Annotated in this window: 20 protein-coding genes; 14 read left to right on the forward strand and 6 right to left on the reverse strand. The window is 63.9% G+C overall.

All coding sequences use genetic code 11. The features are described from left to right. Positions 1-46 precede the first annotated feature (46 nt). The 3 genes from AC2FMN_RS14930 (at position 47) to AC2FMN_RS14940 (ending at position 2,598) form a co-directional block, all read left to right on the forward strand. Positions 47-940, forward strand: a complete 894-nt coding sequence (locus tag AC2FMN_RS14930) for a PfkB family carbohydrate kinase (protein ID WP_496689109.1) — start codon at positions 47-49, stop codon at positions 938-940. Then, entirely contained in the window at positions 937-1,851 is a 915-nt protein-coding gene (locus tag AC2FMN_RS14935) for a pseudouridine-5'-phosphate glycosidase (RefSeq protein WP_496689111.1), read from the forward strand. The genes AC2FMN_RS14930 and AC2FMN_RS14935 overlap by 4 nt, the downstream gene beginning before the upstream one ends. 69 nt (positions 1,852-1,920) lie before the next feature. After that, positions 1,921-2,598 (forward strand): DUF502 domain-containing protein, encoded by a 678-nt coding sequence (locus AC2FMN_RS14940; protein WP_149774457.1) that lies wholly within the window; start codon positions 1,921-1,923, stop codon positions 2,596-2,598. Here the strand turns inward: AC2FMN_RS14940 and AC2FMN_RS14945 are convergent, their stop codons facing one another. Together AC2FMN_RS14945 and AC2FMN_RS14950 are read right to left on the reverse strand one after the other, a co-directional pair. Then, the gene (locus AC2FMN_RS14945) at positions 2,599-3,627 is read right to left on the reverse strand and encodes a patatin-like phospholipase family protein (protein WP_496689113.1); all 1,029 of its coding nucleotides are present in this window, start codon (positions 3,625-3,627) and stop codon (positions 2,599-2,601) included. A 28-nt stretch (positions 3,628-3,655) separates the two neighbouring features. Beyond that, a complete protein-coding gene (locus tag AC2FMN_RS14950) occupies positions 3,656-4,429 on the reverse strand; it encodes a 3-hydroxybutyrate dehydrogenase (protein WP_496689115.1) in 774 nt (257 codons plus the stop codon). 314 nt (positions 4,430-4,743) lie between these two features. On the opposite strand from AC2FMN_RS14950, the gene AC2FMN_RS14955 reads away from it, so the two are divergent. Then, complete coding sequence (locus AC2FMN_RS14955; protein ID WP_496689117.1) at positions 4,744-6,570, forward strand: extracellular solute-binding protein; 1,827 nt, start codon at positions 4,744-4,746, stop codon at positions 6,568-6,570. Positions 6,571-7,027: 457 nt separating this feature from the next. Then, complete coding sequence (locus AC2FMN_RS14960; protein ID WP_496678133.1) at positions 7,028-7,255, forward strand: hypothetical protein; 228 nt, start codon at positions 7,028-7,030, stop codon at positions 7,253-7,255. Here the strand turns inward: AC2FMN_RS14960 and AC2FMN_RS14965 are convergent. After that, complete coding sequence (locus AC2FMN_RS14965; protein ID WP_496689119.1) at positions 7,252-7,875, reverse strand: helix-turn-helix domain-containing protein; 624 nt, start codon at positions 7,873-7,875, stop codon at positions 7,252-7,254. The two genes, AC2FMN_RS14960 and AC2FMN_RS14965, sit on opposite strands and share 4 nt — an antisense overlap. Before the next feature lie 65 nt (positions 7,876-7,940). On the opposite strand from AC2FMN_RS14965, the gene AC2FMN_RS14970 reads away from it, so the two are divergent. From AC2FMN_RS14970 to AC2FMN_RS14990, 5 genes are all read left to right on the forward strand, one after another. Next, entirely contained in the window at positions 7,941-9,458 is a 1,518-nt protein-coding gene (locus AC2FMN_RS14970; RefSeq protein ID WP_496689121.1) for a class I adenylate-forming enzyme family protein, read from the forward strand. Next, complete coding sequence (locus AC2FMN_RS14975; protein ID WP_496689123.1) at positions 9,455-10,114, forward strand: DsbA family oxidoreductase; 660 nt, start codon at positions 9,455-9,457, stop codon at positions 10,112-10,114. The genes AC2FMN_RS14970 and AC2FMN_RS14975 overlap by 4 nt, the downstream gene beginning before the upstream one ends. Positions 10,115-10,190: 76 nt before the next feature. Further along, positions 10,191-11,399 carry a multidrug effflux MFS transporter gene (locus tag AC2FMN_RS14980; RefSeq protein WP_496689124.1) on the forward strand — a complete coding sequence of 403 codons (1,209 nt, stop codon included), beginning with the start codon at positions 10,191-10,193 and terminating at the stop codon, positions 11,397-11,399. A 56-nt stretch (positions 11,400-11,455) separates the two neighbouring features. Beyond that, positions 11,456-13,120 carry a tetratricopeptide repeat protein gene (locus AC2FMN_RS14985; RefSeq protein ID WP_496689126.1) on the forward strand — a complete coding sequence of 555 codons (1,665 nt, stop codon included), beginning with the start codon at positions 11,456-11,458 and terminating at the stop codon, positions 13,118-13,120. Beyond that, positions 13,117-13,794 (forward strand): SH3 domain-containing protein, encoded by a 678-nt coding sequence (locus AC2FMN_RS14990; protein ID WP_496689128.1) that lies wholly within the window; start codon positions 13,117-13,119, stop codon positions 13,792-13,794. The genes AC2FMN_RS14985 and AC2FMN_RS14990 overlap by 4 nt, the downstream gene beginning before the upstream one ends. Positions 13,795-13,803: 9 nt before the next feature. Here AC2FMN_RS14990 and mfd read toward each other — a convergent pair whose 3' ends face one another. Beyond that, positions 13,804-17,262: a transcription-repair coupling factor gene (gene mfd / locus AC2FMN_RS14995; protein ID WP_496689130.1), complete on the reverse strand. Its 3,459-nt coding sequence runs from the start codon at positions 17,260-17,262 to the stop codon at positions 13,804-13,806. 21 nt (positions 17,263-17,283) lie between these two features. Then, positions 17,284-17,808 carry a component of SufBCD complex gene (locus AC2FMN_RS15000; RefSeq protein ID WP_496689132.1) on the reverse strand — a complete coding sequence of 175 codons (525 nt, stop codon included), beginning with the start codon at positions 17,806-17,808 and terminating at the stop codon, positions 17,284-17,286. A gap of 119 nt (positions 17,809-17,927) precedes the next feature. On the opposite strand from AC2FMN_RS15000, the gene hemB reads away from it, so the two are divergent. The 4 genes from hemB to AC2FMN_RS15020 all read left to right on the forward strand — a co-directional run bounded on the left by hemB (position 17,928) and on the right by AC2FMN_RS15020 (position 22,769). Next, the gene (gene hemB / locus AC2FMN_RS15005) at positions 17,928-18,926 is read left to right on the forward strand and encodes a porphobilinogen synthase (protein WP_496689134.1); all 999 of its coding nucleotides are present in this window, start codon (positions 17,928-17,930) and stop codon (positions 18,924-18,926) included. Between the two features lie 144 nt (positions 18,927-19,070). After that, positions 19,071-19,643 (forward strand): lipid-binding SYLF domain-containing protein, encoded by a 573-nt coding sequence (locus AC2FMN_RS15010; protein ID WP_496678111.1) that lies wholly within the window; start codon positions 19,071-19,073, stop codon positions 19,641-19,643. 159 nt (positions 19,644-19,802) lie between these two features. Then, entirely contained in the window at positions 19,803-22,265 is a 2,463-nt protein-coding gene (locus AC2FMN_RS15015) for a penicillin acylase family protein (RefSeq protein WP_496689136.1), read from the forward strand. A gap of 108 nt (positions 22,266-22,373) precedes the next feature. Then, positions 22,374-22,769, forward strand: coding sequence for an SgcJ/EcaC family oxidoreductase (locus AC2FMN_RS15020; protein WP_496689138.1), 396 nt, complete (start codon positions 22,374-22,376; stop codon positions 22,767-22,769). Between the two features lie 3 nt (positions 22,770-22,772). Here the strand turns inward: AC2FMN_RS15020 and hflX are convergent. Further along, a partial coding sequence (hflX, locus tag AC2FMN_RS15025) for a GTPase HflX (RefSeq protein ID WP_496689140.1) occupies positions 22,773-23,837 on the reverse strand: 1,065 nt, incomplete at its 5' end.

Below are 23,837 nucleotides of genomic sequence, written 5' to 3' on the forward strand. Positions count from 1 at the left end.
ACCCTTCCGGCTTGCGCCCATGGCGACCCTGCGGCATGACGAGGACATGACTCGGAATTCTGACATCCTGTGTATCGGGTCCGTCCTGTGGGACGTGATCGGACGATCCGCCAGCCACATGCGGCAGGGTTCGGATGTGCCCGGCCGCATCACGCGCCTGCCCGGTGGCGTGGCGATGAACATCGCCATGACGCTTGTGCGCTTCGGCATGACACCGACCCTTTTGACCGCCATCGGCAGCGACCCCGAGGGCGACGAGCTGGTTCACGCCTGCAAGCGGCTGGGCATGGACACGACACATGTCTACCGCTCGCAAGACCTGCCCACCGACCGTTACATGGCGGTCGAAGGCGCAAACGGCCTGATCGCCGCTATCGCCGACGCCCATTCTCTCGAGGCTGCCGGTGCCAAGATCCTGCGCCCGCTGATCCATGGCCCGCTGGGGTATGAAAACACCCCGTTCGAGGGCCAGATCGCGCTGGACGGCAACCTGACGCTGGACCTTCTGGAAGAAATCGCCGTCAGCCCGGCCTTCGCCCGTGCCGACCTGCGCGTGGCCCCGGCGTCGCCCGGCAAGGCCGAGCGGCTGCTGCCTTTCCTCAAGCACGGACGGGCCACGCTGTATGTGAACCTCGAGGAAGCCGGGCTGCTGTGCCAGCGCGAGTTTGCCGATTCCGAAACCGCCGCCCGCGCGCTGCTGGACAGGGGCGCGCTGCGTGCGCTGGTGACCGACGGGGGCAACTCGGCCACCGTGGCCAGTGCCGAAGCGGTGATCACCCAGAAACCCCCGTCGGTTCTGGTCACGCGCGTGACCGGCGCAGGCGACACGTTCATGGCGGCCCATATCGCCGCCGAAGCCAATGGCGCGAGGATCGACGAGGCGCTGACCCGCGCCTTGCATGCCGCCGCAACCTATGTATCCGGAGAGACCCCCCTGTGATCGACATCCAGTATTCCGCCGAAGTGCGCGCGGCCAAGGACGACGAAACCCCCATCGTTGCCCTAGAAAGCACCATCATCACCCACGGCATGCCCTACCCGCAGAACATCGAGGTGGCGGCCCAGGTCGAGCAGGACATCCGCGACGCGGGTGCCGTTCCTGCCACGATCGCAGTGATTGACGGCCGGCTGCATGTGGGGCTGGAGCCCGATCAGCTGAAGGATCTGGGACAGGCGCAGGGTGTGGCCAAGATCTCGCGCGCGGACATGGCGGCCTGCATCGCTTCGGGCGGCACCGGGGCCACCACCGTGGCCGCCACGATGATCGCCGCCCATTTTGCGGGGATCGAGGTCTTTGCCACCGGCGGCATCGGCGGGGTGCACCGTGGTGCGGAAACCAGCTTTGACATCTCGGCCGACCTGCACGAACTGGCGCAGACCCCCGTCACGGTCGTGGCCGCCGGGGCCAAGGCGATCCTCGATCTAGCTAAGACGCTCGAGGTACTGGAAACGCTGGGCGTGCCGGTCATCGCCCATGGGCAGGATGAATTCCCGGCTTTTTGGTCGGCCAAGTCGCCCTTTGCCGCGCCCCTGCGGATGGATACGGCCGAGCAGATCGCCAAGGCCCATGCGACGCGCCGCGCGCTGGGTCTGCCCGGCGGGCAACTGGTGGCTAACCCGATCCCGCAGGCCGATCAGATCCCATCCGAGGAACTGGACCCGATTATCGCCTCGGCGCAGCAGGACGCTGAAGCACACCGCATCACCGGCAAAGCCGTCACGCCCTATCTGCTGCAGCGCATCTACGAGCGGACCGAGGGCCGATCCCTGATCGCCAACATCGCCCTGGTGCGCAACAATGCGCGCCTTGCGGCTGGCATCGCCAAGGCTTTGAAGGCTCAGGCGGACTGAACGCCAATCGGACCTATTGTACCAAGGCGCCGGACTGATTAACTATCCGGTAAACCGCTCGGAACCGCGATGAACACACCGTTTGATGAAGAACCCCACCGCCGCCCCGGCCTGCTGTCGCGGCTACGCGCGTCGTTTCTGACGGGTATCGTCGTCATCGCACCAGTCTGGCTGACGCTGTGGTTGATCCTGTCGGTAGTCGGCTGGATCGACAGCGCGGTTCTGCCCCTGATCCCGCACCAGTTCCGCCCTGAACAATATGTGGGCATCAACCTGCGCGGCGTAGGCGTACTGTTCTTCCTGATCTTCACGGTTCTGGTCGGCTGGATCGCCAAAGGTATTTTAGGTCGGTCACTGATCCATTTTGCCGAAAGCCTGGTCAACCGGATGCCCGTCGTCCGGTCGATCTATTCCGGGATCAAGCAGATCTCGGAAACCGTCTTTGCCCAGACCGAGCGGTCATTCGAGAAGGCCTGCCTGGTGCAGTACCCCCGCCGGGGCATCTGGGCCATCGGCTTCGTCTCGACCGAGGCCAAGGGCGAGATCAACAAACGCGCCGAAACCGGCGGCGGCCTGCTGAGCGTGTTCATCCCAACCACGCCGAACCCGACTTCGGGTTTTCTGCTGTTCTTCCCCGAGGAAGACGTGATCCTGCTGGACATGACGATCGAGGATGCCGCCAAGCTGGTGATCTCGGCCGGGTTGGTCTATCCGAACCAGAAAGACCCCACACAGCCGCCCGAGTGATCAGCCGAACATCGCGGGCAGATCGACGGTGCTGCGTGCACCCAGATCGGGTTTGTGATCGGCCAGAAACCGGTCGGCCGCGGCCCGTCCCGCCTGTTTCAGGCTGTGCAGAACCACCGGGTTTGGCACCGTCTTGGTCGCAACCGACAGGCTGTTCATCAGGGCGTCATCTGCAATCATGTGCACGAAGACACGGCTCATCTCGCCCGCTTTCAACTTGCCCTCGGCCAGCAGGCGCTGCACGAAGTTGATCGCCCGCAATTCGCGCAGAAGGGACGAGTTGAAGCTGATCTCGTTGATCCGGTTCTGGATCTGCTGCGGGGTCTTCGGAACCTCGTCGCGCTCCAGCGGGTTGATGTTCACGATCACCACATCCTTGGGCAGACCCGCGTTGAACAGAGGGAACAGCGCCGGGTTGCCGGTATAGCCGCCATCCCAATAGGCTTCGGTCCGGCCGCTTTCGGGGTCGTAAATTTCAACGGCCTGGAAAAGGTTCGGCAGGCAGGCCGAGGCGAGGATCGCTTCGGTCGTCACCTCATCGCCCGTGAACACCCGGATCTTGCCGCTGCGCACGCAGGTGGCGCAGACGAACAGACGCGGCCCCTGATCGGCGCAGACCTCGCCAAAATCAAAGGCCTCGACCACTGGGGCCAGCGGATTGCGGTAGAACGGCCCATAGGCATAGGGCGACACCATCCGCGACCAGGTATCGGCCACCGAGAACGGCACGGAATACTCCATCGCCTGCGCGATCTGGGCGGGCTCCATCCCGGCCAGCCAGTTGGCGATGCGCATGTCGCCCACCGCGCCCATCCGCTCCCATAGGGCGTTCAGGGTCTCGCGCGCGCCATCGCGACCGGCATGAACCATGCCGGCCTTGAACGCAGCCCCGTTCAGCGCCCCGGCCGAGGTTCCGGTGATCGCCGCAACCTCGATGTCTTCGTCGTCCAGCAGACGGTCCAGCACGCCCCAAGTAAAGGCGCCATGCGCGCCGCCGCCCTGCAGGGCGAGATTGATGCGCTTTACCATGTCCGCCGGCCCCGGCGCGCGCCGCGGATCACAGCGCGGTCCAGCCGCCGTCGACCGAGATCGTGGTGCCGGTGATTTGGGCCGCCGCGTCCGAGCACAGGAACACCGTGGTTCCACCCAGTTGTTCGACGGTCGCGAACTCTTTCGAGGGTTGCCGTTCGAGCATGACGTTCTTGATTACGTCCTCGCGGCTCATGTTGTATTCCTTCATCGTGTCGGGGATCTGCGCCTCGACCAGCGGCGTCAGCACATAGCCCGGACAGATGGCGTTGCAGGTGATCGGCTCCTGCGCGGTTTCAAGCGCAACGGTCTTGGTCATGCCCACGACCCCATGCTTGGCCGCCACATAAGCCGCCTTGTAGGGCGACGCCGTCAGCCCATGCGCCGAGGCGATGTTGACGATCCGCCCCCACCCGGCCTTGCGCATCATCGGCAGCGCCGCCGCCGTCGTGTGAAAGGCCGAGTTCATGTTGATGGCGATGATCGCGTCCCATTTCTCGACCGGAAACTGGTCGATCGGTGCCACGTGCTGAATGCCTGCGTTGTTGACCAGTATATCGCAGGCTCCGGCCTGTTCGACCAACGCCCGGCATTCCTCGCTCTTGGACATGTCGGCCTTAATGTAGCGCGCCGTGGTTCCGGTTTCCTTGCTGATCTCGGCCGCAAGCGCGTGATCTTCATCGCGGTCGGTGAACGAGTTCAGAACCACGTCGGCCCCCGCCTTGGCCAATTCGCGCGCGATGCCCAACCCGATGCCCGAATTCGATCCGGTAATGATTGCAGTTTTTCCCGACAGGTTCATTTGGGGTCTCCCACAGACTCATGATTTGGAGACACAGTGCCATGCTGCACCTGCAAAATAAACGGGGAAAGACCCGGTTGCGGATACGGTCAATTTATGGGCGGGAAACTCGGAGCTCGTGGCAGAAAAAAACGCCCGCACGAAGCGGGCGTTAAGTTATTGAGGCAGGTTTCATACAGGCAAGAAACCTATCGAGCAGTGGAACCTTTATAAGCAATTCCGCGCCGTCATCCAAGCTAAAAGTTTGAAAATAAGAAAAATCATCGGTACGGTGAATCCCAACAAAATAAGGCCAGAGCAGGATTGTTTCCAAAATGAGCCCCGATTTTCTTCGCCCGCTTCGCCCTGTGATCGCGGGAATCACCGCCGCGCTTTCCGTTACGTCAGCGCTCGCAGATTCGGCCCATGGCATAGCTATGTATGGCGACCCTGCCCTACCACCGGATTTTGTGTCTCTGCCCTATGCCAACCCGGATGCGCCCAAGGGCGGCAAGGTCGTGTTCGGCAACACCGGCGGCTTTAACAGTTTGAACCCGTTCGTGCAAAAAGGCACCGCCCCCTGGCAGCTGAGGTTCTGGACGCACGAGGGGTTGATGGGCCGGTCCTGGGACGAACCATTCACACTTTATGGGCTTCTGGCCGAATCAATCGACACCGCGCCCGACCGATCTTGGGTCGAATTCACCCTGCGGGAGAATGGCCGATTCTCGGACGGGTCCCCAGTCACGGTGGACGACGTGATCTGGTCATACGAGACGCTGGGCACCCAGGGGCACCTGCGCTATCGCGGTCTTTGGTCCAAGTTCGACAGCATCGAACAGACCGGGCCGCGCTCGGTCCGGATAACGTTCAACGAACCCGACCGCGAACTGGCCCTCATCGCGGGCCTGCGTCCGATCCTTAAAAAGGCCCAGTGGGAGGGCAAGGATTTCGCCGAGGCGCCACTGCAGGACATTCCAATCGGCACCGGCCCTTACGTGATCGACGACTACGAAGCCGGGCGTTTCGTGAATTTCAAGCGCAACCCCGACTATTGGGGCAAGGATGTCCCCTTCCGGCGCGGCACGATGAATTTCGACGAGATGCGGATCGAATTCTACGGCGATCAGACCGTTCTGTTCGAGGCTTTCAAGGCCGGCAAGTTGTCGGCCATCCGCGAATTCAACGCCGACAAATGGACCACGCAGTACGATTTCCCTGCCGTCCAGCGGGGCGACATCGTCACAACCGAGATCCCGCACAAGAAACCGTCGGGGATGACCGGGCTGGTCATGAATACCCGACGCGCGCCGTTCGACGACTGGCGCGTGCGCGAGGCGCTGATCCTCGCCTTCAACTTCGAATACATCAACGGCACCTTCACCGGCGGGGCACAGCCGCGGATCACCTCGTATTTCTCGGGGTCCGACCTGGCCATGCAGCCCGGGCCGGCCAAAGGGCGCGTGGCCGAGTTGTTGCAGCCCTATGCCGATGATCTGCCCCCCGGTGCGCTGGAAGGGTACGATCTGCCCAAGGGCGACGCCTCGGTCCGCAACCGAAGGGACATCCGCAAGGCGGCCGACCTGCTGGAACAGGCCGGCTGGACCATCCAGGACGGGGTGCTCCGCAACGCCGAAGGCCAGCCATTCAAGGTGAACCTGATCATCAGCCAAGGCGGCCTGAACGTGGTGCAGAACGTCGACGCCATCGCCGAGATCTATGCCCGAGCGCTGGAACGGCTGGGGATCGAGCTGACCATCGACAAGGTGGATGACGCCCAATACACCCAACGCATTTCCGAGTTGGATTTCGACATGACCCCGTTTCGCCGCGCGCTGTCGCTGTCGCCGGGCAATGAACAGCGCCTGTACTGGGGCAGCGAAGGCGCCGACACGCCGGGCACACGCAACCTGATGGGCGTAGCCTCGCCCGCCGTCGACGGGCTAATTGACGCGATGCTGGCCTCGGAGAGCCGCGAGGATTTCGTGGCCGCCACCCGCGCGCTGGACCGGGTTCTGACGGCGGGCCGCTACGTCATTCCGATCTGGAGCTTTGACGTGGGCCGTATCGCCCATGTCAAGCAGATGCGACAACCTGAAATTCTGCCGATCTATGGCGACGGCCCGCAATTCATGCCCGACGTCTGGTGGTACGAGGACTGACTCACGGCCCGCGGGGGCGGTTGACCCTGCGGGCGGATTCAGACTTGAGTGCGCCAGCGGAAGATCGGCGAAAAACGGCACATCGCCCAACCACAAGATAATGACCCGGCCCGGGCACGTCCGACCGCATACCGGGTTGGACGGCAGATCAAGCGGCTGCGATCGAACGCACCCCCAAATATTGGAACAGCTTGCACGAAAGCCCGGTTAGTTATCGCAGCTTCTTTTAGGAAAATGCACGACATGAAAAGAGTTTGCAGGCGCGGGCCGACGATTGAGGCCGATCGTTTCAGACGGGGTCGATGTCGTACCCAAGCTCCGTTGTCCTGCTTACGCCCGGCTGTACACAGCGCGAGACGAACTGCGACATTTTGTCATGTCTTACATAGCATCACCTCCTCCTTACGCTGATCTGGGGAAGAGCAGTCCTGAAACCCGAACCGCGGGAGGCTCACAGATGTTGAACTGGACTGATTTGACACAAGACTGGAGCGCGACCTATGCCCGCGCCAAGCGCCGTTTTCCGAACCTGCGCGACCAGGATATGGCGCGCGTCAGGGCCGACAGAAAACGGTTCGAGGCCTACCTGGCCGAACGTCATCACCTGACGATGACCGAGGCCCATGAAGAAGTCGAAGATTTCCTGTTCACCGAAGGACTGAACCGCGAGCTGGCCCGCAGCTAGGCCAGCGACGTGACCCACAGGATGGTCGCGTCTTCCTCGCTGACCGAGATCACGTTGTGACCCATGCTGCCGTCGTAATAGGCGCTGTCGCCCCGGCGCATTTCGACGGGCTCGTAGAACTCGGTATACAGGCGGATTACGCCGGTGAGCACATACAGGAACTCTTCGCCGTCGTGACGCACCCAGCCATCGAACTCGTCCATCGACCGCGCCCGCACGCGCGCACGATAGGGCAGCATCTGCTTTTTCGTCAGCGTCTCGGCCAGCAGCTCGTGTTCATAGGTCGTGGTGGCATGGGCGGTGCCCTGCCCGTTTCGCGTCACCGCCATGCGGCCGATGACCTGATCGCGCTCAGGCGGGGTGAACAGCTGCGGCACCGAAATCTCAAGTCCTGTCGCCAGCTTTTTCAGCGCATCATAGGTGGGCGACATCTGGCCGTTTTCGATCTTGGACAGGGTCGAGCGCGCCAGTCCGGCCTGATTGGCCGCCTGTTCCAGCGTCCAGTTGCGCGCCTTGCGCAGCTCGCGCACGCGTGCGCCCAGATCGACCGGCTCGGGCTCGGACTGGGCGCCGTTGTCGCGGGCGATGCGTACGATGGATTTGTGGTCTTTGCTCGTCATGCGTCATTCTATAGGGCCAGCGCCGCGCGCTTGCAACGCGTGACAAAGGGCAATAGCCAAGGCGCATGTTGTCAATCTTTGATCAAGGGCCACCGCCGCCCTGTCCTACGCCATTCAACCTGGCCGCCCACGTGTTGCGGCGCGCCGATGCCACGCCGGACAAGGTAGCTCTGTCCGTGCTGCGCGCCGACGGTTCGGACGATTGGTCCTATGCGCAGCTGAAATCCGCAGTTCTGGGCACCGGAACCGGGCTGCTGCGCGCGGGCCTTGTGCCCGGAGACATCGTGCTGATGCGCCTGGGCAATACGGTCGATTTTCCAATCGCCTATCTGGGGGCAATCGCAGTCGGTCTGATCCCGGTGCCGACATCCTCGCAACTGACCCAGCCCGAAACGGAACGAATGATCCGGGATCTGTCCCCAGCCGCCATTCTGCGCGATCCGTCCGTGGCCTGTGCCGCGCATCCCCAGCAGATCGGCCTGACCGACCTTGCCGCCATGCGCGACCTGCCGCCCGCGTCGTTCGACATGGGCGACCCGGAACGCATGGCCTATATCGTCTATACCTCAGGCACCTCGGGCAAGCCACGCGCCGTGGCCCATGCGCATCGCGCGATCTGGGCGCGGCAGATGATGGTCGATGGCTGGTACGGTCTGCGCGAGGCCGACCGCCTGTGCCACGCGGGCGCGTTCAACTGGACCTACACGCTGGGCACCGGCCTGATGGACCCGTGGACCATCGGCGCCACTGCGCTGATCCCCGAACCCGGAATCGACCCGGCAGCCCTGCCCGGGTTGCTGCGCCGCCACCGCGCCTCGATCTTTGCGGCCGCCCCCGGCGTGTACCGCAAGATGCTGAACGCGGCAGACACGCTGCCTCTGCCCGATCTGCGCCACGGCCTGAGCGCCGGCGAGAAACTGTCGCGCGCCCTGCACGAACGCTGGGTTCAGGCCACCGGGACAGAGCTGTACGAGGCTTACGGCATGTCGGAATGCTCGACCTTCATCTCATCGAGCCCATCCCACCCTGCGCGCGGAGACTCTCTGGGCCAGCCGCAACCGGGGCGCCGCGTGGCGATCCTGGGGCCTGACGGGCCGGTTCCGCAGGGGCAGGAAGGCACCATCGCCATTCACCGCTCGGACCCGGGGCTGATGCTGACTTACCTCAACGCCCCGGACGAGGCCCGCGCGCGCATGCAGGGCGACTGGTTCCTGACCGGCGATCAAGGGGCGATGGCCGTGGATGGGCAGATCACCTATCTGGGGCGCGACGACGACATGATGAACGCCGGCGGCTACCGGGTATCTCCGGTCGAGGTCGAATCCGTCCTGTCACGCTTTCCCGGAATCTCGCAGGTCGGCGCGGCGGCGGTCGAGGTCAAACCGGACACCTTCGTGATCGCTGCCTTTTATTCCGGGCCGGAAAAACTGGACGAAACCGCCCTGCGCGCTTATGTCGAGGCCAACCTGGCGCGCTACAAGCAACCCCGCGCCTTCATCCATCTTCCCGAACTGCCCACCGGGGGCAACGGAAAACTCCTGCGCCGCGCACTGCCGGCCTATTTCAAGGCACCCTCCGAATGACCCAGACCGTCAAGCTTGATATCCTGTCCGACCCGATCTGCCCGTGGTGCTATATCGGCAAGACCAACCTGGACAAGGCCCTGGCCTCGGTCCCGGACCATCCGTTCGTGATCGAATGGCATCCGTTCCAGCTGAACCCCGACATGCCCGAAGGCGGCATGGACCGGCGCGAATACCTGGAACGCAAGTTCGGTGGCAAGGAAGGTGCGGTCAAAGCTTATGCGCCGGTGGTGGAGCATGCCGAAAAGGCCGGCCTGAACATCAATTTCGAGGCCATGAAGCGCACCCCTAACACGCTGGACGCCCATCGCCTGATCCACTGGGCCGGGATCGAAGGCAAGCAGAACGAGGTGGTGGATGCGCTGTTCGACGCCTATTTCGTGCAGGGCCGCGACATCGGCGACCACGAGGTGTTGGCCGACATCGCCGACAGCGTGGGCTTGGACGCCGCTGTGGTTCTGAAACTGTTGAAATCCGACGCCGACCGGGACGACATCCGCAAACGCGACGCCCATTCACGCGAGATGGGGGTGAACTCGGTGCCGACCTTTATCGTCGCCAACCAGCACGCAGTACCTGGCGCCCAGCCGCCCGAGCTATGGAAGCAGGTCATCGATGAAATCATGTCTCAGTTTGAGCCCTCATCTGCAGAATAGCACAGAGTTCTGTGCGCGGTTGCACCTAGCCCACCTTGCCCTGTCGTGTTAGCGCGTTGGGGCAAGGAGTCCCCGCATGGCTGACCGTATTTCCAGGGCCGAATTCATCCCGCTGATCGCGATGATGTTTGCCACCATCGCATTTTCGATTGATTCAATGCTGCCTGCCCTGCCCGAGATCGGCGCGCAGCTCAGCCCTGATGACGTGAACCGGGCGCAGCTGATCCTGACCAGCTTTGTTCTCGGCATGGGGATCGGCACGTTCTTCACCGGTCCGATCTCGGATGCGGTCGGACGCCGGCCGGTGATCTTCGCCGGCGCGGCGCTCTATATTCTGGCATCGGCCGTGGCCTGGGCAAGTTCATCGCTGGAGCTGGTTCTGGCAGCCCGGGTGGCTCAGGGGCTGGGGGCCGCCGGTCCGCGTGTCGTGGCCATGGCCATCATCCGTGATCTGTTCTCGGGCCGGGAAATGGCGCGGATCGTGTCGATCGCGATGATGATCTTTACACTGGTGCCTGCCATCGCGCCCATGGCCGGTGCCGCCGTGATCGCCTTCGCCGGTTGGCGCGGTGTGTTCATGTCGTTCATCCTGTTCGCGCTGGTGATCATTGTCTGGATGGGGTTCCGACTGCCGGAGTCCCTCGCCCCGGAAAACCGCCGCCCGTTCCGCCTGCCGCTGATGGTCGGTGCGGTGAAAGAGATGTTCGCCCACCCCACCGTGCGCTTGTCGATCTTTGTTCAGACCCTTTGCATGGGCATGTTGTTCACCATGCTGACCATGGTGCAGCCGGTCTATGACGTGATCCACCACCGCGCCGACAGCTTCCCCTTCTGGTTCGGGTTCGTGGCGCTGATGTCCGGCTCGGCCAGCCTGCTGAACGCGGCCGTCGTGGTGCGCGTGGGGATGCGCCGCATGGTGACCTGGGCACTGGCCGGACAGATCCTGATCACCTCGCTGGTGATTGCCCTAAATATGTCGAACCTGTCGCCGCAGGCCTCGTTTGCGCTGTTCGTGTTCTGGCAGACTACGGTCTTTTTCATGGCCGGCGTCACGATGGGCAACCTGAATGCCATCGCGATGGAGCCGATGGGTCATATCGCCGGCATGGCGGCCTCGGTCATCGGGTCGATCTCGACCGTGCTGGCCGCCGCGATCGCCGCACCGGTGGGGCTGCTGTTCGACGGCACGCTGGGGCCGTTGACCATCGGCATCCTGACCATGTGCGTGCTGGCCTTCGGCCTGATGGTCCACATGGGCCGGATCGAAGACCGCGTTCCCGCCTGACCTGTGCAGCGCACCTGAACTGCGCTAGGCTCGCCCCATTCAGGGGGGAATCCGGAATGAGCGACTATTACGATCTGGGCACGCATAGCTGCCCCGTCACCACGTCCTCGGATCAGGCGCAGCTGTGGTTCGACCGGGGCCTTGTCTGGACCTACGGCTACAATCACGAAGAGGCGGTCGTGTGTTTCCAGCGCGCGCTGGAGCATGACCCGGACTGCGCCATGGCCCATTGGGGCGTGGCCTATGCCGCCGGGCCGAACTACAACCTGCCCTGGGAGCTGCTGGACGATGCGGGCAAGGCCAAAGCGCTGGCCTGCGCCTATGACGCGACCCAGTGCGCACTGGCCCTGCTGGATCGCTGCACGCCTGTCGAACGCGAACTGATCCGCGCCCTGCCCGCCCGCTATCCCCAGCGTGACCCGGCGTCCGACATGCACCGCTGGGACCACGACTTCGCCGACGCCATGCGCGCCGCCTTCGCGGCCCGACCCGATCATCTGGACTTGCGCACCATCTATGTGGAGTCATTGCTGAACCTGACCCCATGGCAGATGTGGGACCTGAGGACAGGCCAGCCCGCCGAGGGCGCCGCCACGGTTGAAGCGCAGGAGGCGTTGGAATGGGCCATGGCCCATGATCCGGCGGCGATGTCGCATCCGGGCCTGCTGCACCTCTACGTGCACCTGATGGAGATGTCGCCCACGCCGGAAAAGGCACTGAAGGCCGGTGACGTGCTGCGCACGCTGGTGCCGGATGCCGGGCATCTGGTGCACATGCCAAGCCATATCGACGTGCTGTGCGGCCACTACCAGAACGTCGTCCACTGGAACGAACAGGCCGTCATCGCCGATCTGAAATATTACCAGCGCGAAGGCGCGTTCAACATCTATACCGGCTATCGCCAGCACAATTACCACTTCGTCATCTATGGCGCGTTGTTCCTGGGTCAGATGGAGCCCGCCCTACGCGCCAACAAGGGCCTGTGGGCCACCACGCCCGAGGAAATGCTGCGCATCGAAAGCCCGCCCATGGCGGATTACTTCGAAAGCTACATGGCCATGGGACCGCATATCCTGATCCGTTTCGGCCGGTGGGAGGAAGCCAAGGCTCTGCCCCTGCCCCCCGATCCCGACCTGTACCTGACGGTGACGGCCACCACGCATTATGCCCGCGCAGTCGCCCATGCCGCCACGGGCGACGTGGCCGAGGCCGAAGCCGAAGAACGGCTGTTCCTGGTCGCCAAGGACCGGGTGCCCGAAACCCGCCTGTTGCACAACAACCGCGTGATCGACCTGCTGGAGATCGCGCGCGAGATGCTGCGGGGCGAGATCGAGTACCGCAAAGGCAACTTCGACACGGCCTTCGCCCATCTGCGCCGCTCGGTCGAGTTGGACGACAACCTGCCCTATGACGAGCCTTGGGGCTGGATGCAGCCCACCCGCCACGCGCTGGGGGCGTTGCTGTTCGAACAGGGCCATGTGGCTGAGGCCGAAGCCGTCTATCGCGAGGATCTAGGCCTGGGCGGCACCCTCAGCCGCGCCTCGATCCATCCCGACAATGTCTGGAGCCTCAAGGGCTTGCACGATTGCTTCAAGGCGCGTGGCGCGCAAGAGGAGTTGCAGCTGATCCGACAACGACTTGACCTGGCCCTGGCGCGGGCCGACCACAGCGTCGGCGCCTCATGCTTCTGCGCCCAGGCCGCGATGAGAGCCGCTGAATGAAACTGTTGAACGCTGCGCTGGTCGCACTGTTCTGCGGCCCCGCCTGGGCCGACCGTCAGACCTTTCCGCCTGTGGACGAGGCCAGCAACGACCCGGCGCTTGAAGCCTTCCGTGCGGAGCTGCGCGCCAAGGTCGCTGCCCGCGACCTGGAGGGCGTCATGGCCGCCACCTGCCCCGAGATCTACACCAGCCACGGCGACCCGGACGGCCCCGAGACGTTCCGCGCCAACCTGACGGTCGATCCCGAGACCCTGCCCGAATCCGACCGCCGCCACGCCGCCACGATCCGCGAGGACTACTGGCGCGACCTCGAGACCACGCTGGCCCAGCCCGGCTATTTCGACGAGGATGGCGAGTTCTGGATGCCGCACCAGTGGCGCATCACCCTGCCGGCGGCGCTGGACCCGTTCACCGCCTATTTCGTGACCGGCCAGGATGTCACCCTGCGCCAGACTCCCAACCGTGGCGCGCCCATTCTGGACCTGATCAGCCACGAGGTGGTGATCGTGCCGGAATATCTGGAAGAGGCCGAGTATCAGGGCGTCATCCTGACCGACGGAACGCGCGGCTATATCTATTCCGATTTCCTGTGGTCGATGGTCGGCTATCGCGCGGCCTTGGTGAAATCGGACAGCGGTGCCTGGCAGCTGTGCACATTCGTGGCCGGGGACTAGGCCGCGCCCTCAGGCGCTGGCCTTCTTCTTTTTCTCGGCCGCCACCTTCTCGGCCAGATCGCGGGCAATGGCAAAGGCGCCCTTGATCTTGTCGCTGTCCTTCTTCCAGTCGCGCCGCACCACGATCTTGTTGTCCTTGACCTTGGCCAGCCCGCGCTGGTTCTGGATGAACTCGACCAAACCTTGCGGTGAGGCGAACTTGTCATTGTGGAACTGGATCGTGGCCCCTTTGGGTCCGCCGTCCAGCTTGGCAATGCCCGCGCGTTTGCACATCGCCTTGATCCGCACCACCAAGAGCAGCGTGTTCACCTCTTTCGGCAGCGGGCCAAACCGGTCGATCAACTCGGCGGCAAAGCCCTCCAGCTCGACCTTGGTCGACAGCGACGACAGGCGGCGATAGAGGCCCAGCCGCACGTCCAGATCGGGCACATAGTCTTCGGGGATCAGCACCGGAACGCCCAGGTTGATCTGCGGCGCCCACTGGTCGTCGGCTTCGCTCAGCCCCTCCATCTCACCGGCCTTGATCTTGGCAATCGCCTCTTCCAGCATCGATTGGTAGAGTTCATACCCCACGTCGCGCATCTGGCCCGACTGTTCCTCGCCCAGCAGGTTGCCCGCGCCGCGAATGTCCAGGTCCTGGCTCGCCAGCGTGAACCCGGCCCCCAGCGTATCGAGCGAGCCCAGAACCCGCAGGCGCTTTTCGGCGGCCGGGGTCAGACGTGCGCGCGGCTTGGTGGTCAGATAGGCGTAGGCGCGGGTCTTGGACCGCCCCACCCGGCCCCGGATCTGATAGAGCTGCGCCAGCCCGAACATGTCGGCCCGGTGCACCACCATCGTGTTTGCGGTGGGAATGTCCAGCCCGCTTTCCACGATCGTGGTGGCCAGCAGAATGTCATACTTGCCGTCGTAAAAGGCATTCATCCTGTCGTCCAGCTCACCCGCCGCCATCTGGCCGTGGGCCACCACATAAGTCAGCTCCGGCAGCTGCTCTTTCAGGAATTCCTCGATCTCGGGCAGGTCCGAGATGCGCGGCACCACATAGAAACTTTGCCCGCCGCGATAGTGCTCGCGCAGCAGCGCCTCGCGGATGGTGACGGCATCGAATTCGCTGACATAGGTGCGGATCGCCAGGCGATCGACGGGCGGTGTGCCGATGATCGACAGGTCGCGCACCCCGGTCAGGCTCAGTTGCAGGGTGCGCGGGATCGGCGTCGCGGTCAGCGTCAGCACATGCACGTCCGAGCGCAGTTGCTTGAGCCTTTCCTTGTGGGCCACGCCGAAATGCTGCTCTTCGTCGATGATCAACAGCCCGAGGTTCTGGAACCGGATGCCCTTGGCCAGCAGCGCATGGGTGCCGATCACGATATCGACCGTCCCCTTGGCCAGCCCTTCGCGGGTCTGTTGCGCCTCTTTGGCCGAGACGAAACGTGACAATTGCCGGACTTCCAGCGGGAAGCCCCGGAACCGTTCCTTGAAGCTGGCGGCGTGCTGACGCGCCAGCAATGTTGTGGGCGCGATCACCGCCACCTGCAGCCCGGACATAGCCGCAACAAAGGCCGCGCGCATGGCGACCTCGGTCTTGCCAAAGCCCACGTCGCCGCAGATCAGGCGATCCATCGGCGTGCCCGAGTGCAGGTCCTCCATCACGTCGGCGATGGCGCGCAGTTGATCCTCGGTCTCTTGATAAGGAAAGCGGGCACTGAACTCCTCCCAGGCGTGGGGAGGCGGGTCCATGATCGGGGCCTTGCGCAGGGCGCGTTCGGCCGCGATGCGGATCAGCCGGTCGGCCATCTCGCGGATGCGTTCCTTGAGCTTGGCCTTCTTGGCCTGCCACGCGCCACCGCCCAGCTTGTCGAGCAAACCTTCCTCGTGCCCGTATTTCGATAGCAGTTCGATGTTTTCGACCGGCAGGTACAGCTTGGCGCCTTCGGCATATTCCAGCAGCAGGCATTCATGCGCGGCGCCCAGGGCGGTCACGACCTCCATGCCCATGTACCGGCCGATGCCGTGATCGACATGCACCACCAGATCGCCGGGGCTGAGCGACTGGGTCTCGGTCAGGAAATTCTCGGCCTTGCGGCGTTTCTTGGGCTGGCGGATCAGGCGGTCGCCCAGCACGTCCTGTTCCGAAATCACCGTCATGTCGGGCGTCTCGAACCCGTGTTCCAGCGCCCAGACCGCCAGATGCAGGCCGCGCTTGCCGATGCGTGAGCCGTCGGTCACAGGGATTGCCTCGGCCAGGCCCTCATCCTCGATCAACCCGGTCAGGCGTTCGCGCGCGCCCTCGGAATAGGACGCGACCAGAACCGGCCCCTTCTCAAGCTTGTTCTTGATGTGGCTGGCCAGCGCGCCGAACAGGCTGATGCTTTCCTGCTGGCGCTCGGGGGCAAAGTTGCGCCCGATCCGACCGCCCGCGTCGATCACCCCCGGGCCACTGGCCTGCGGCAGAGGACTGAACTGCAGCACCCGCCGCTGCGTCACCGCCTGGGTCCAAGCAGCATCGTCCAGATACAGCAGACCCGGCGGCGTGGGTTTATAGACCGAATCCATCCGCGAGCGGTTCTCGAGCGCCAGACGCCGGGTTTCGTATTGATCGGCGATGCTGTCCCACCGGGCCAGACGCGCGGGCGTGACCTGATCGTCCAGCGTGATCGTCGCGCCCGGAAGGTAGTCGAACAACGTTTCCAGCTTTTCGTGGAACAGGGGCAGCCAGTGCTCCATGCCCTGATGCTTGCGTCCGGCGCTGACCGCTTCGTACAGCGGATCATCCGTACCGGCCGCACCGAATTCGATGCGATAGTTCTGACGGAACCGGGTGATGGCGGCTTCGTCCAGTATCACCTCGGAGACCGGGGCCAATTCGACCAGATCGAGCTTTTCTGTGGTGCGCTGGGTGGCCGGATCGAACCGGCGCGCGCCGTCCAGCACGTCACCGAACAGGTCCAGCCGCACTGGCCCTGCCTCGCCCGGCGGGAAGATGTCGATGATCCCGCCGCGCACGGCATAGTCGCCGGGCTCCATCACCGTGGGGCTTTGGCTGAACCCCATCCGCACCAGAAAGTCACGCAACGCGGCCTCGTCGATGCGTTGTCCGACCCGTGCGGTAAACGCCGCCTGCCGCAGCACGTCGCGCGCCGGCACGCGCTGGGTGGCAGCGTTCAGCGTGGTCAGCAGAACAAAGCGTTCGGGCATCTGGTGCACCAGCGCCGCCAGGGTCGCCACCCGCGCCGCCGCAATGTCGGGGTTGGGCGAAACCCGGTCATAGGGCAGGCAATCCCAACCGGGAAACAGGATCACGGGCATGTCGGGCGCAAAGAAACGCAACGCCGCGCGCATCGCCTCGGCACGTTTGTCGTCGCGCGCCACATGCAGAACCGGCCCGCCCGAGCGGGCGACCTCGTTCAGCACCAACTGCGCGTCGAACCCCTCGGGGGCGCCGCCAACTGTCACGTGGTTCGGAGCCTTCATCGCCTCGCCTTTCCGAATTTTCTATCCCAGAACGCCGATCGAAAAGTTCTGATACATGCCCCACATCGAAGTGACCAGTATCGCCAGCATACCGATGATCTGGGTTGCCAGCCGGCACCGGTGCAATGCCTTGGATACACCTTCAACCGTCAATTCCTGCCGCCGCAGGTTCCGGGCCACCCGCAGGCTGTTTGCGCCGACAAGAACCATCGGGAACAACAGCAGAAACACGGCCTGTGCGAACTCGACCTGATAGTAGAATCCCAGCGTGGCCAGCCCGGCGAACAGGAAGCAGCACAATGTCAGAAGAATGACGCCCGAAACTTCGGCCACATAGAGAATTCGGTTGGTGTTGATCCGCACGATGTCCAGCAGGTCAGCCTCGGCCTGGCCTCCGACGCGGCGGGCACGCACGACCAGATCATAGGGAACGCCCAGCACCCAATGGCTGGCCGTCGACCACAGGACCGCAAGCGCAATCCAGTACCACAGATTCGAAAAGCTGCGCATGTCGATGAGCTCGAAGATCGTGGAGTACCAGTCCAAACTCGGTCCTTTTTTCAAAATTCTCAGGCGGTTCTATCGCAACGGCGCGGCCATTGGTACCCTTGAGACCTGCGCGAATTCATGCCACCCAATGCGCGACTGTTCAAGGAGAACGCGCCATGAAACCGACAATCGCTCCCTACCCCCACGGCCGCTTTCGCCGCGCCCGCCAGTCCGAGGCGATCAGGGGCCTGGTGCGCGAAAACACCCTGACCGTTGACGACCTGATCTGGCCGGTCTTCGTGCGCGACGGCGAGGGCATTGAAGAGCCCGTGCCCTCGATGCCCGGCGTGGTACGCCGTTCGGTCGATCTGATCGCCGGGGCCGCTGCCGAGGCACAAGCGATGGGCATCCCGGCGATCTGCCTGTTTCCCTACACCGATCCCAGCCTCAAGACGCAGGATTGCGCCGAGGCGTGGAACCCCGACAACCTGTCGAACCGCGCCATCCGCGCGATCAAGCAGGCCGCGCCCGAAATCGCCGTGATGACCGACGTGGCGCTGGACCCTTACAACATCAACGGCCACGACGGATACGTAGTGGACGGCAAGATCGTGAATGACGAGACCGTCGAGGCGCTGGTCAAGATGACGCTGGCCCAGGCCGAGGCCGGAGCCGACATCATCGGCCCGTCTGACATGATGGACGGCCGGGTTGGCGCGATGCGGCAGGCGCTCGAGGCCGCCGGCCATCATGACGTCATGATCCTCAGCTATGCCGCGAAATATGCCAGCGCCTTCTACGGGCCTTTCCGTGATGCGGTGGGGGCTTCGGGCGCGCTCACCGGCGACAAGAAGACGTATCAGATGGACCCGGCCAACTCGAACGAGGCGCTGCGCCTGATCCAGCGCGACCTGACTGAGGGCGCCGACATGGTGATGATCAAGCCAGGGATGCCCTATCTGGACATCTGCCGGAGGGTCAAGGACACGTTCGGCGCACCCACCTATGCCTATCAGGTGTCGGGTGAATACGCGATGATCCAGGCCGCAGCGCAGAACGGTTGGATCGACGGCGACAAGGTGATGCTGGAAAGCCTGCTGGCCTTCAAACGCGCGGGTTGCGACGGCATCCTGACCTATTTCGCGCCGCAGGTCGCCAAGCTGCTGCAAGGCTAATCCCATTGGAATCCGCGATTTTTCGCCGATTAGCCGGCCTTGGTCTGCCGGTTTTCCCGTGACACCCCACGCCGTTCGGCGTATTCTTGCACACAAGACCGGGACCACCCGGCTTTTCAGGCACATCGACAGAGAAAAAGAAACATGAGCAGTTCCAACACACCACGACTGAGCCGTCGCGGCTTTGCCTTCGGCATGGCCGGACTGACCCTGACCGCCGCTTGCGGCAACGGCGTCGGCAATTCGAACGCGGCCACGATCGACGCCCGCGTCGATGCCACGCTGAACGAGATGTTCGCCCGGTATCCCAACACGGTCGAAATCGCCAACAAAGCCAACGGTATGCTGGTCATGCCGCTGATCACCGAGGCCGGATTCGTCTTTGGCGGCGGCTATGGTCGCGGCGCGCTGCGCATCAACGGTGCCACGGTCGATTACTACTCGTCCGTCAAGGGAACGGCGGGGCTGCAGATCGGCGCCCAGCAATATGCGCATGTTCTGTTCTTCATGACCCAGGACGCACTGAACGAGTTCCGCCGCTCGAGCGGTTGGACCGCGGGCGCCGATATCGGCTATGTGATCAGCGACGAGGGCGACCAGCTGTCGGCCGATCTGACCACCCTGCGCAAACCGGTTCTCGCTGCCGTCTTCGGTCAGGCCGGGCTGCAGATCGGCGCCACCGTAGAAGGCGTCAAATACACGCGCATCATCCCGTGATCATCCGAACAGGACCGGGCCCCAACCCTGCCCTCCGCGCGGCGTGACGGCAGGGTTTTTCATTTCCAGCCGGTATTTTCCGGGGGCGGGCTCTTTTGGTCGGCGGCGGCATGATTTAACCTCCGCCGCGATTGGATGGGTTGATTTGGGGCGCTGCTGATGGGTCTAGTCTTTCGCTGGTTGTTGCGGATCGCCTCGGGGCTGGTTGTTCTGGCGGTGGCCGCGATCGGGCTTGTCTATTACCTCGCCAGCCAATCCCTGCCCGACTATGACCAGACGCTGGAGGTCAAGGGCCTGTCGGCACCGGTCGAGATCGTGCGCGACAACGCCAACGTGCCGCACATCCTGGGCCAGTCCGACCCCGACGTCTTTTTCGGCCTTGGCTACGCCCACGCGCAGGACCGGCTGTGGCAGATGACCGTTATGCGCCGCACCGTCCAGGGACGCCTGTCCGAACTGTTCGGCCCGCGCACCGTCCAGATCGACAAGCTGATGCGGCGGCTGGACCTTTACACGCTGGCGCATCGGTCCTTGGAGGTTCAGGACGACTATACCAAGGCTGCCCTGCGCGCCTATGCGGCCGGGGTGAACGCGCGCCTCAACGAGATCAACGACCGCGCCTTGGGTCGTGGCGCGCCCGAAATGTTCCTGTTCGACGCTCCCGTGGCCCCCTGGCAACCCGGCGACAGCATTGCCCTGATCAAGCTCATGGCGGTGCAATTGTCCGGCCACCTGGCCGACGAGGTGCTTCGCGCGCGCGTATCGCTGATGTTGAACGATCCCGCGCGTCTGGCCGATATCCTGCCCGACGTGCCCGGTGACGGTATCGCCGCGCTGCCGGAATATTCCGCGCTTTTTCCCGGCATGCCACGCTATGCCCAAGGGACAGACATGCCGGATTCACCACTGTCACCCTTTCCCGAACGCGGTTTGGCGGGGGCGTCGAATGCCTGGTCTGCTGCGCCGTCTCGCTCGGCCAGCGGCGGCACCCTGTTGGCCAACGATCCGCATCTGGGCCTGACCGCGCCGGGGATCTGGTATCTGGCGCGGCTGGAACTGGCCAAGGGCGGCGTCATCGGCGCAACCATCCCCGGCATTCCGGCGGTTATGTCCGGACGCAGCGACCGGTTGGGATGGGGGCTGACCTCGTCCTACCTCGACGATCAGGACGTGCATATCGAAAAGATCAACCCCGACAACCCCGAGGAATACCTGACGCCCGACGGCTACAAACGCTTCAAGACGCGCCCCTCGATCATCGAAATCAAGGGCGCGCCACCGATCACCCTGACTCTGCGCTGGACCGAGAACGGCCCCGTCTTGCCCGGCACGCATTACAACCTGGAAACCATCACGCCGCCGGGCCATGTGGCTTCGCTGTCCTGGACGGCGCTCAGCCCGCGCGACACCTCGATCAGCGCCTCGATGGCCCTAATGAACGCGGACAGCGTTGGCGAAGCCATCGACGCGGCCGAGAAGTACATCGCGCCGTCCCAGAACCTGTCGGTGGTCGACAAGACGACCGTCGGCATGAAACTCATCGGCGCAATGCCAAGCCGCGACCTTAACAACCAGAGCCTCGGGCGCATCCCGACCCCGGGCTGGATCGCAGCAAACCGCTGGCAGGGCCGTCTGCCCTATTCCGACAACCCCGAATTTGTGGCGCCGACCGGCGGCGTTCTGGGCAACACCAACAACAAGATCATCGACCGGCCCTTCCCCCTGCATGTGTCCTATGAATGGGGCGATACGCAGCGAGTCCACCGCTGGGAATACCTGATGCAATCGCGCGAGGTGCACACCCGCGACAGCTTCATCGAGGCGCAACTGGACACGGTCAGCTTTACCGCGCGGTCACTGTTGCCGTTGATCGGTGCCGACCTGTGGTTCACCGGCGAGGCCGCGCCTGAAGGCACCCCCGAACGCCAGCGCCAGATTGCCTTGACCCTGCTAGCCGAATGGAACGGTGAAATGAACGAGCACCTGCCCGAGCCGCTGATCTATGCGGCCTGGGTCCGCGCGCTGCAAAACCGCCTAATCGCCGATGACCTCGGGCCACTGGCCAAGGAATTCAAGCATGTCGAGCCCTTGTTCATCGAACGCGTCTTCCGCGACATCGACGGGGCCTCGGCCTGGTGCGACGTCCGGCAGAGCGCACCGGTGGAAACCTGCACCGACATGGCCCGGCTGGCCTTGGACGACGCGCTGGTCTGGATTTCCGAGCGCTATGGCAGCCAACTGGAATCCCTGCGCTGGGGCGATGCCCACCAAGCCACCCATGACCACCCGGTGCTGGGCGAGGTTCCGGTGCTGCGCTATTTCGTTAACATCCGCCAATCGACCAGCGGGGGCGACAACACCTTGCTGCGCGGGCGCACCTCGGGCGACGGGCCGGATCCGTTTCAGAACGTGCACGGTGCGGGCTATCGCGGAGTCTATGACTTTGCCGACCCCGACAACTCGGTCTTCATCACGGCCACAGGGCAATCGGGCCACTTCCTGTCGCGCTACTATGACGATCAAGCGCAACTGTGGCGCCGGGGTGAGTACATTCCGATGTCGCTGGACCTGGATCTCGCCCGCGCCGCCGCCGTCGGGACCACCCACCTGATGCCGCAATAGGCGAGGTTTCGGCGGACCCCCGCCCCTTTTTTGCCGCCCCGTGGACGTGGCCCCGTGGCTTGGCCTACCATTCCGGAGCGTCCAGACCGTAGCGCGAGGGGGAAAATAATGGCCAGTTTGCGCGATACCCTGAACAATCTTGCCCGCGACTATGCCATCGCCTGGAGCTCGGGTGACGCCGATGCCGTGGCCCAATTCTTTACGTCGGATGGGCAGATCACGATCAATCGCGGCGACCCCATCGTCGGGCGCGCGGCCATAGCGGACATGGCGCGCGGTTTTCATACCGACTTTCCCGATCTTGAGGTGCGCTGCGATATGCTGCGATGGGCCGGTCCCCACGCCATTTTCGTCTGGACCCTTGAAGGGCATCATGCCCGGACCGGCAATGCAGTCATCACACGCGGCTGGGAAGAATGGGAGCTGGATGCAGATTACAAAATCCAGTCGTCGTCGGGCTGGTTCGATGCCGACGACCATCAGCGCCAGATCAACGGGGCCTGAGCGTCAGAGGCCCGCGAACTGATTGGCCTGCTTGTCGGTCCACAGAACGGTGATCTCGAACCCGTTCTCAGTCTGTTTTTCTCCGCGCACCACGTCCTGCCGGAACAGCCAGGCGCGTTTGTTGCCGTCGGCAAACCCCAGTTTCAGAACCTCTTCCCGGCGCACGCCCTGCAGGATCGTGGCAATCTCGGTCAGCAGCGGATCGATCCCCTCGCCGGTCACGGCCGAGATCGGGAACACCGCCGGATCGCGCCCGGCCCGCGCCTGCACGGCTTGCCGGTCTTCATCGGACAGCAGGTCGATCTTATTCCAGACTTCAAGCTGAGGGCGGGTATCGTCCACACCCAGCGAGGCCATGATCGTGCGCACATCCTCGGCCTGCTCCTCGGTCTCGGCATGACTGATGTCGCGCACATGCACGATCAGGTCGGCGGCCAGAACCTCCTCGAGCGTGGCGCGGAAGGCCGCGACCAGTTCGGTCGGCAGGTTCGAGATGAATCCCACCGTGTCCGACAAGATCACCTCGGGCCCGTCGGGCAGTTCGATCCGGCGCATGGTCGGGTCCAGCGTGGCAAACAGCATGTCCTTGGCCATGACTTCGGCCCCGGTCAGGCGGTTGAACAGCGTGGATTTGCCCGCGTTGGTGTAGCCGACCAGCGCCACGATCGGATAGGGAACCTTGGCCCGCGCGGCCCGGTGGAGCGTCCGTGTCTTCACGACCTTCTGCAACTGACGGCGCAAGCGCACCAATTGATCGTCGATCGCACGACGGTCGGCCTCGATCTGGGTTTCCCCCGGTCCGCCGACAAAGCCCAGCCCACCGCGCTGACGTTCCAGGTGGGTCCAGGCCCGCACCAGTCGCGTGCGCTGATAGCTGAGCGCGGCCATCTCGACCTGCAACACGCCCTCACGCGTGCGGGCGCGGTCCGAGAAGATCTCAAGGATCAACCCCGTTCGGTCGAGAATCTTGACCTTCCAAGCCTTCTCCAGATTGCGCTGCTGAACCGGCGTGACCGGCCCGTCGATCAGGACCAGCTCGATTTCGTTTTCAGCAAAACGCGCGCCCAG

This window comes from Ruegeria sp. BHSC037 (assembly GCF_059613045.1).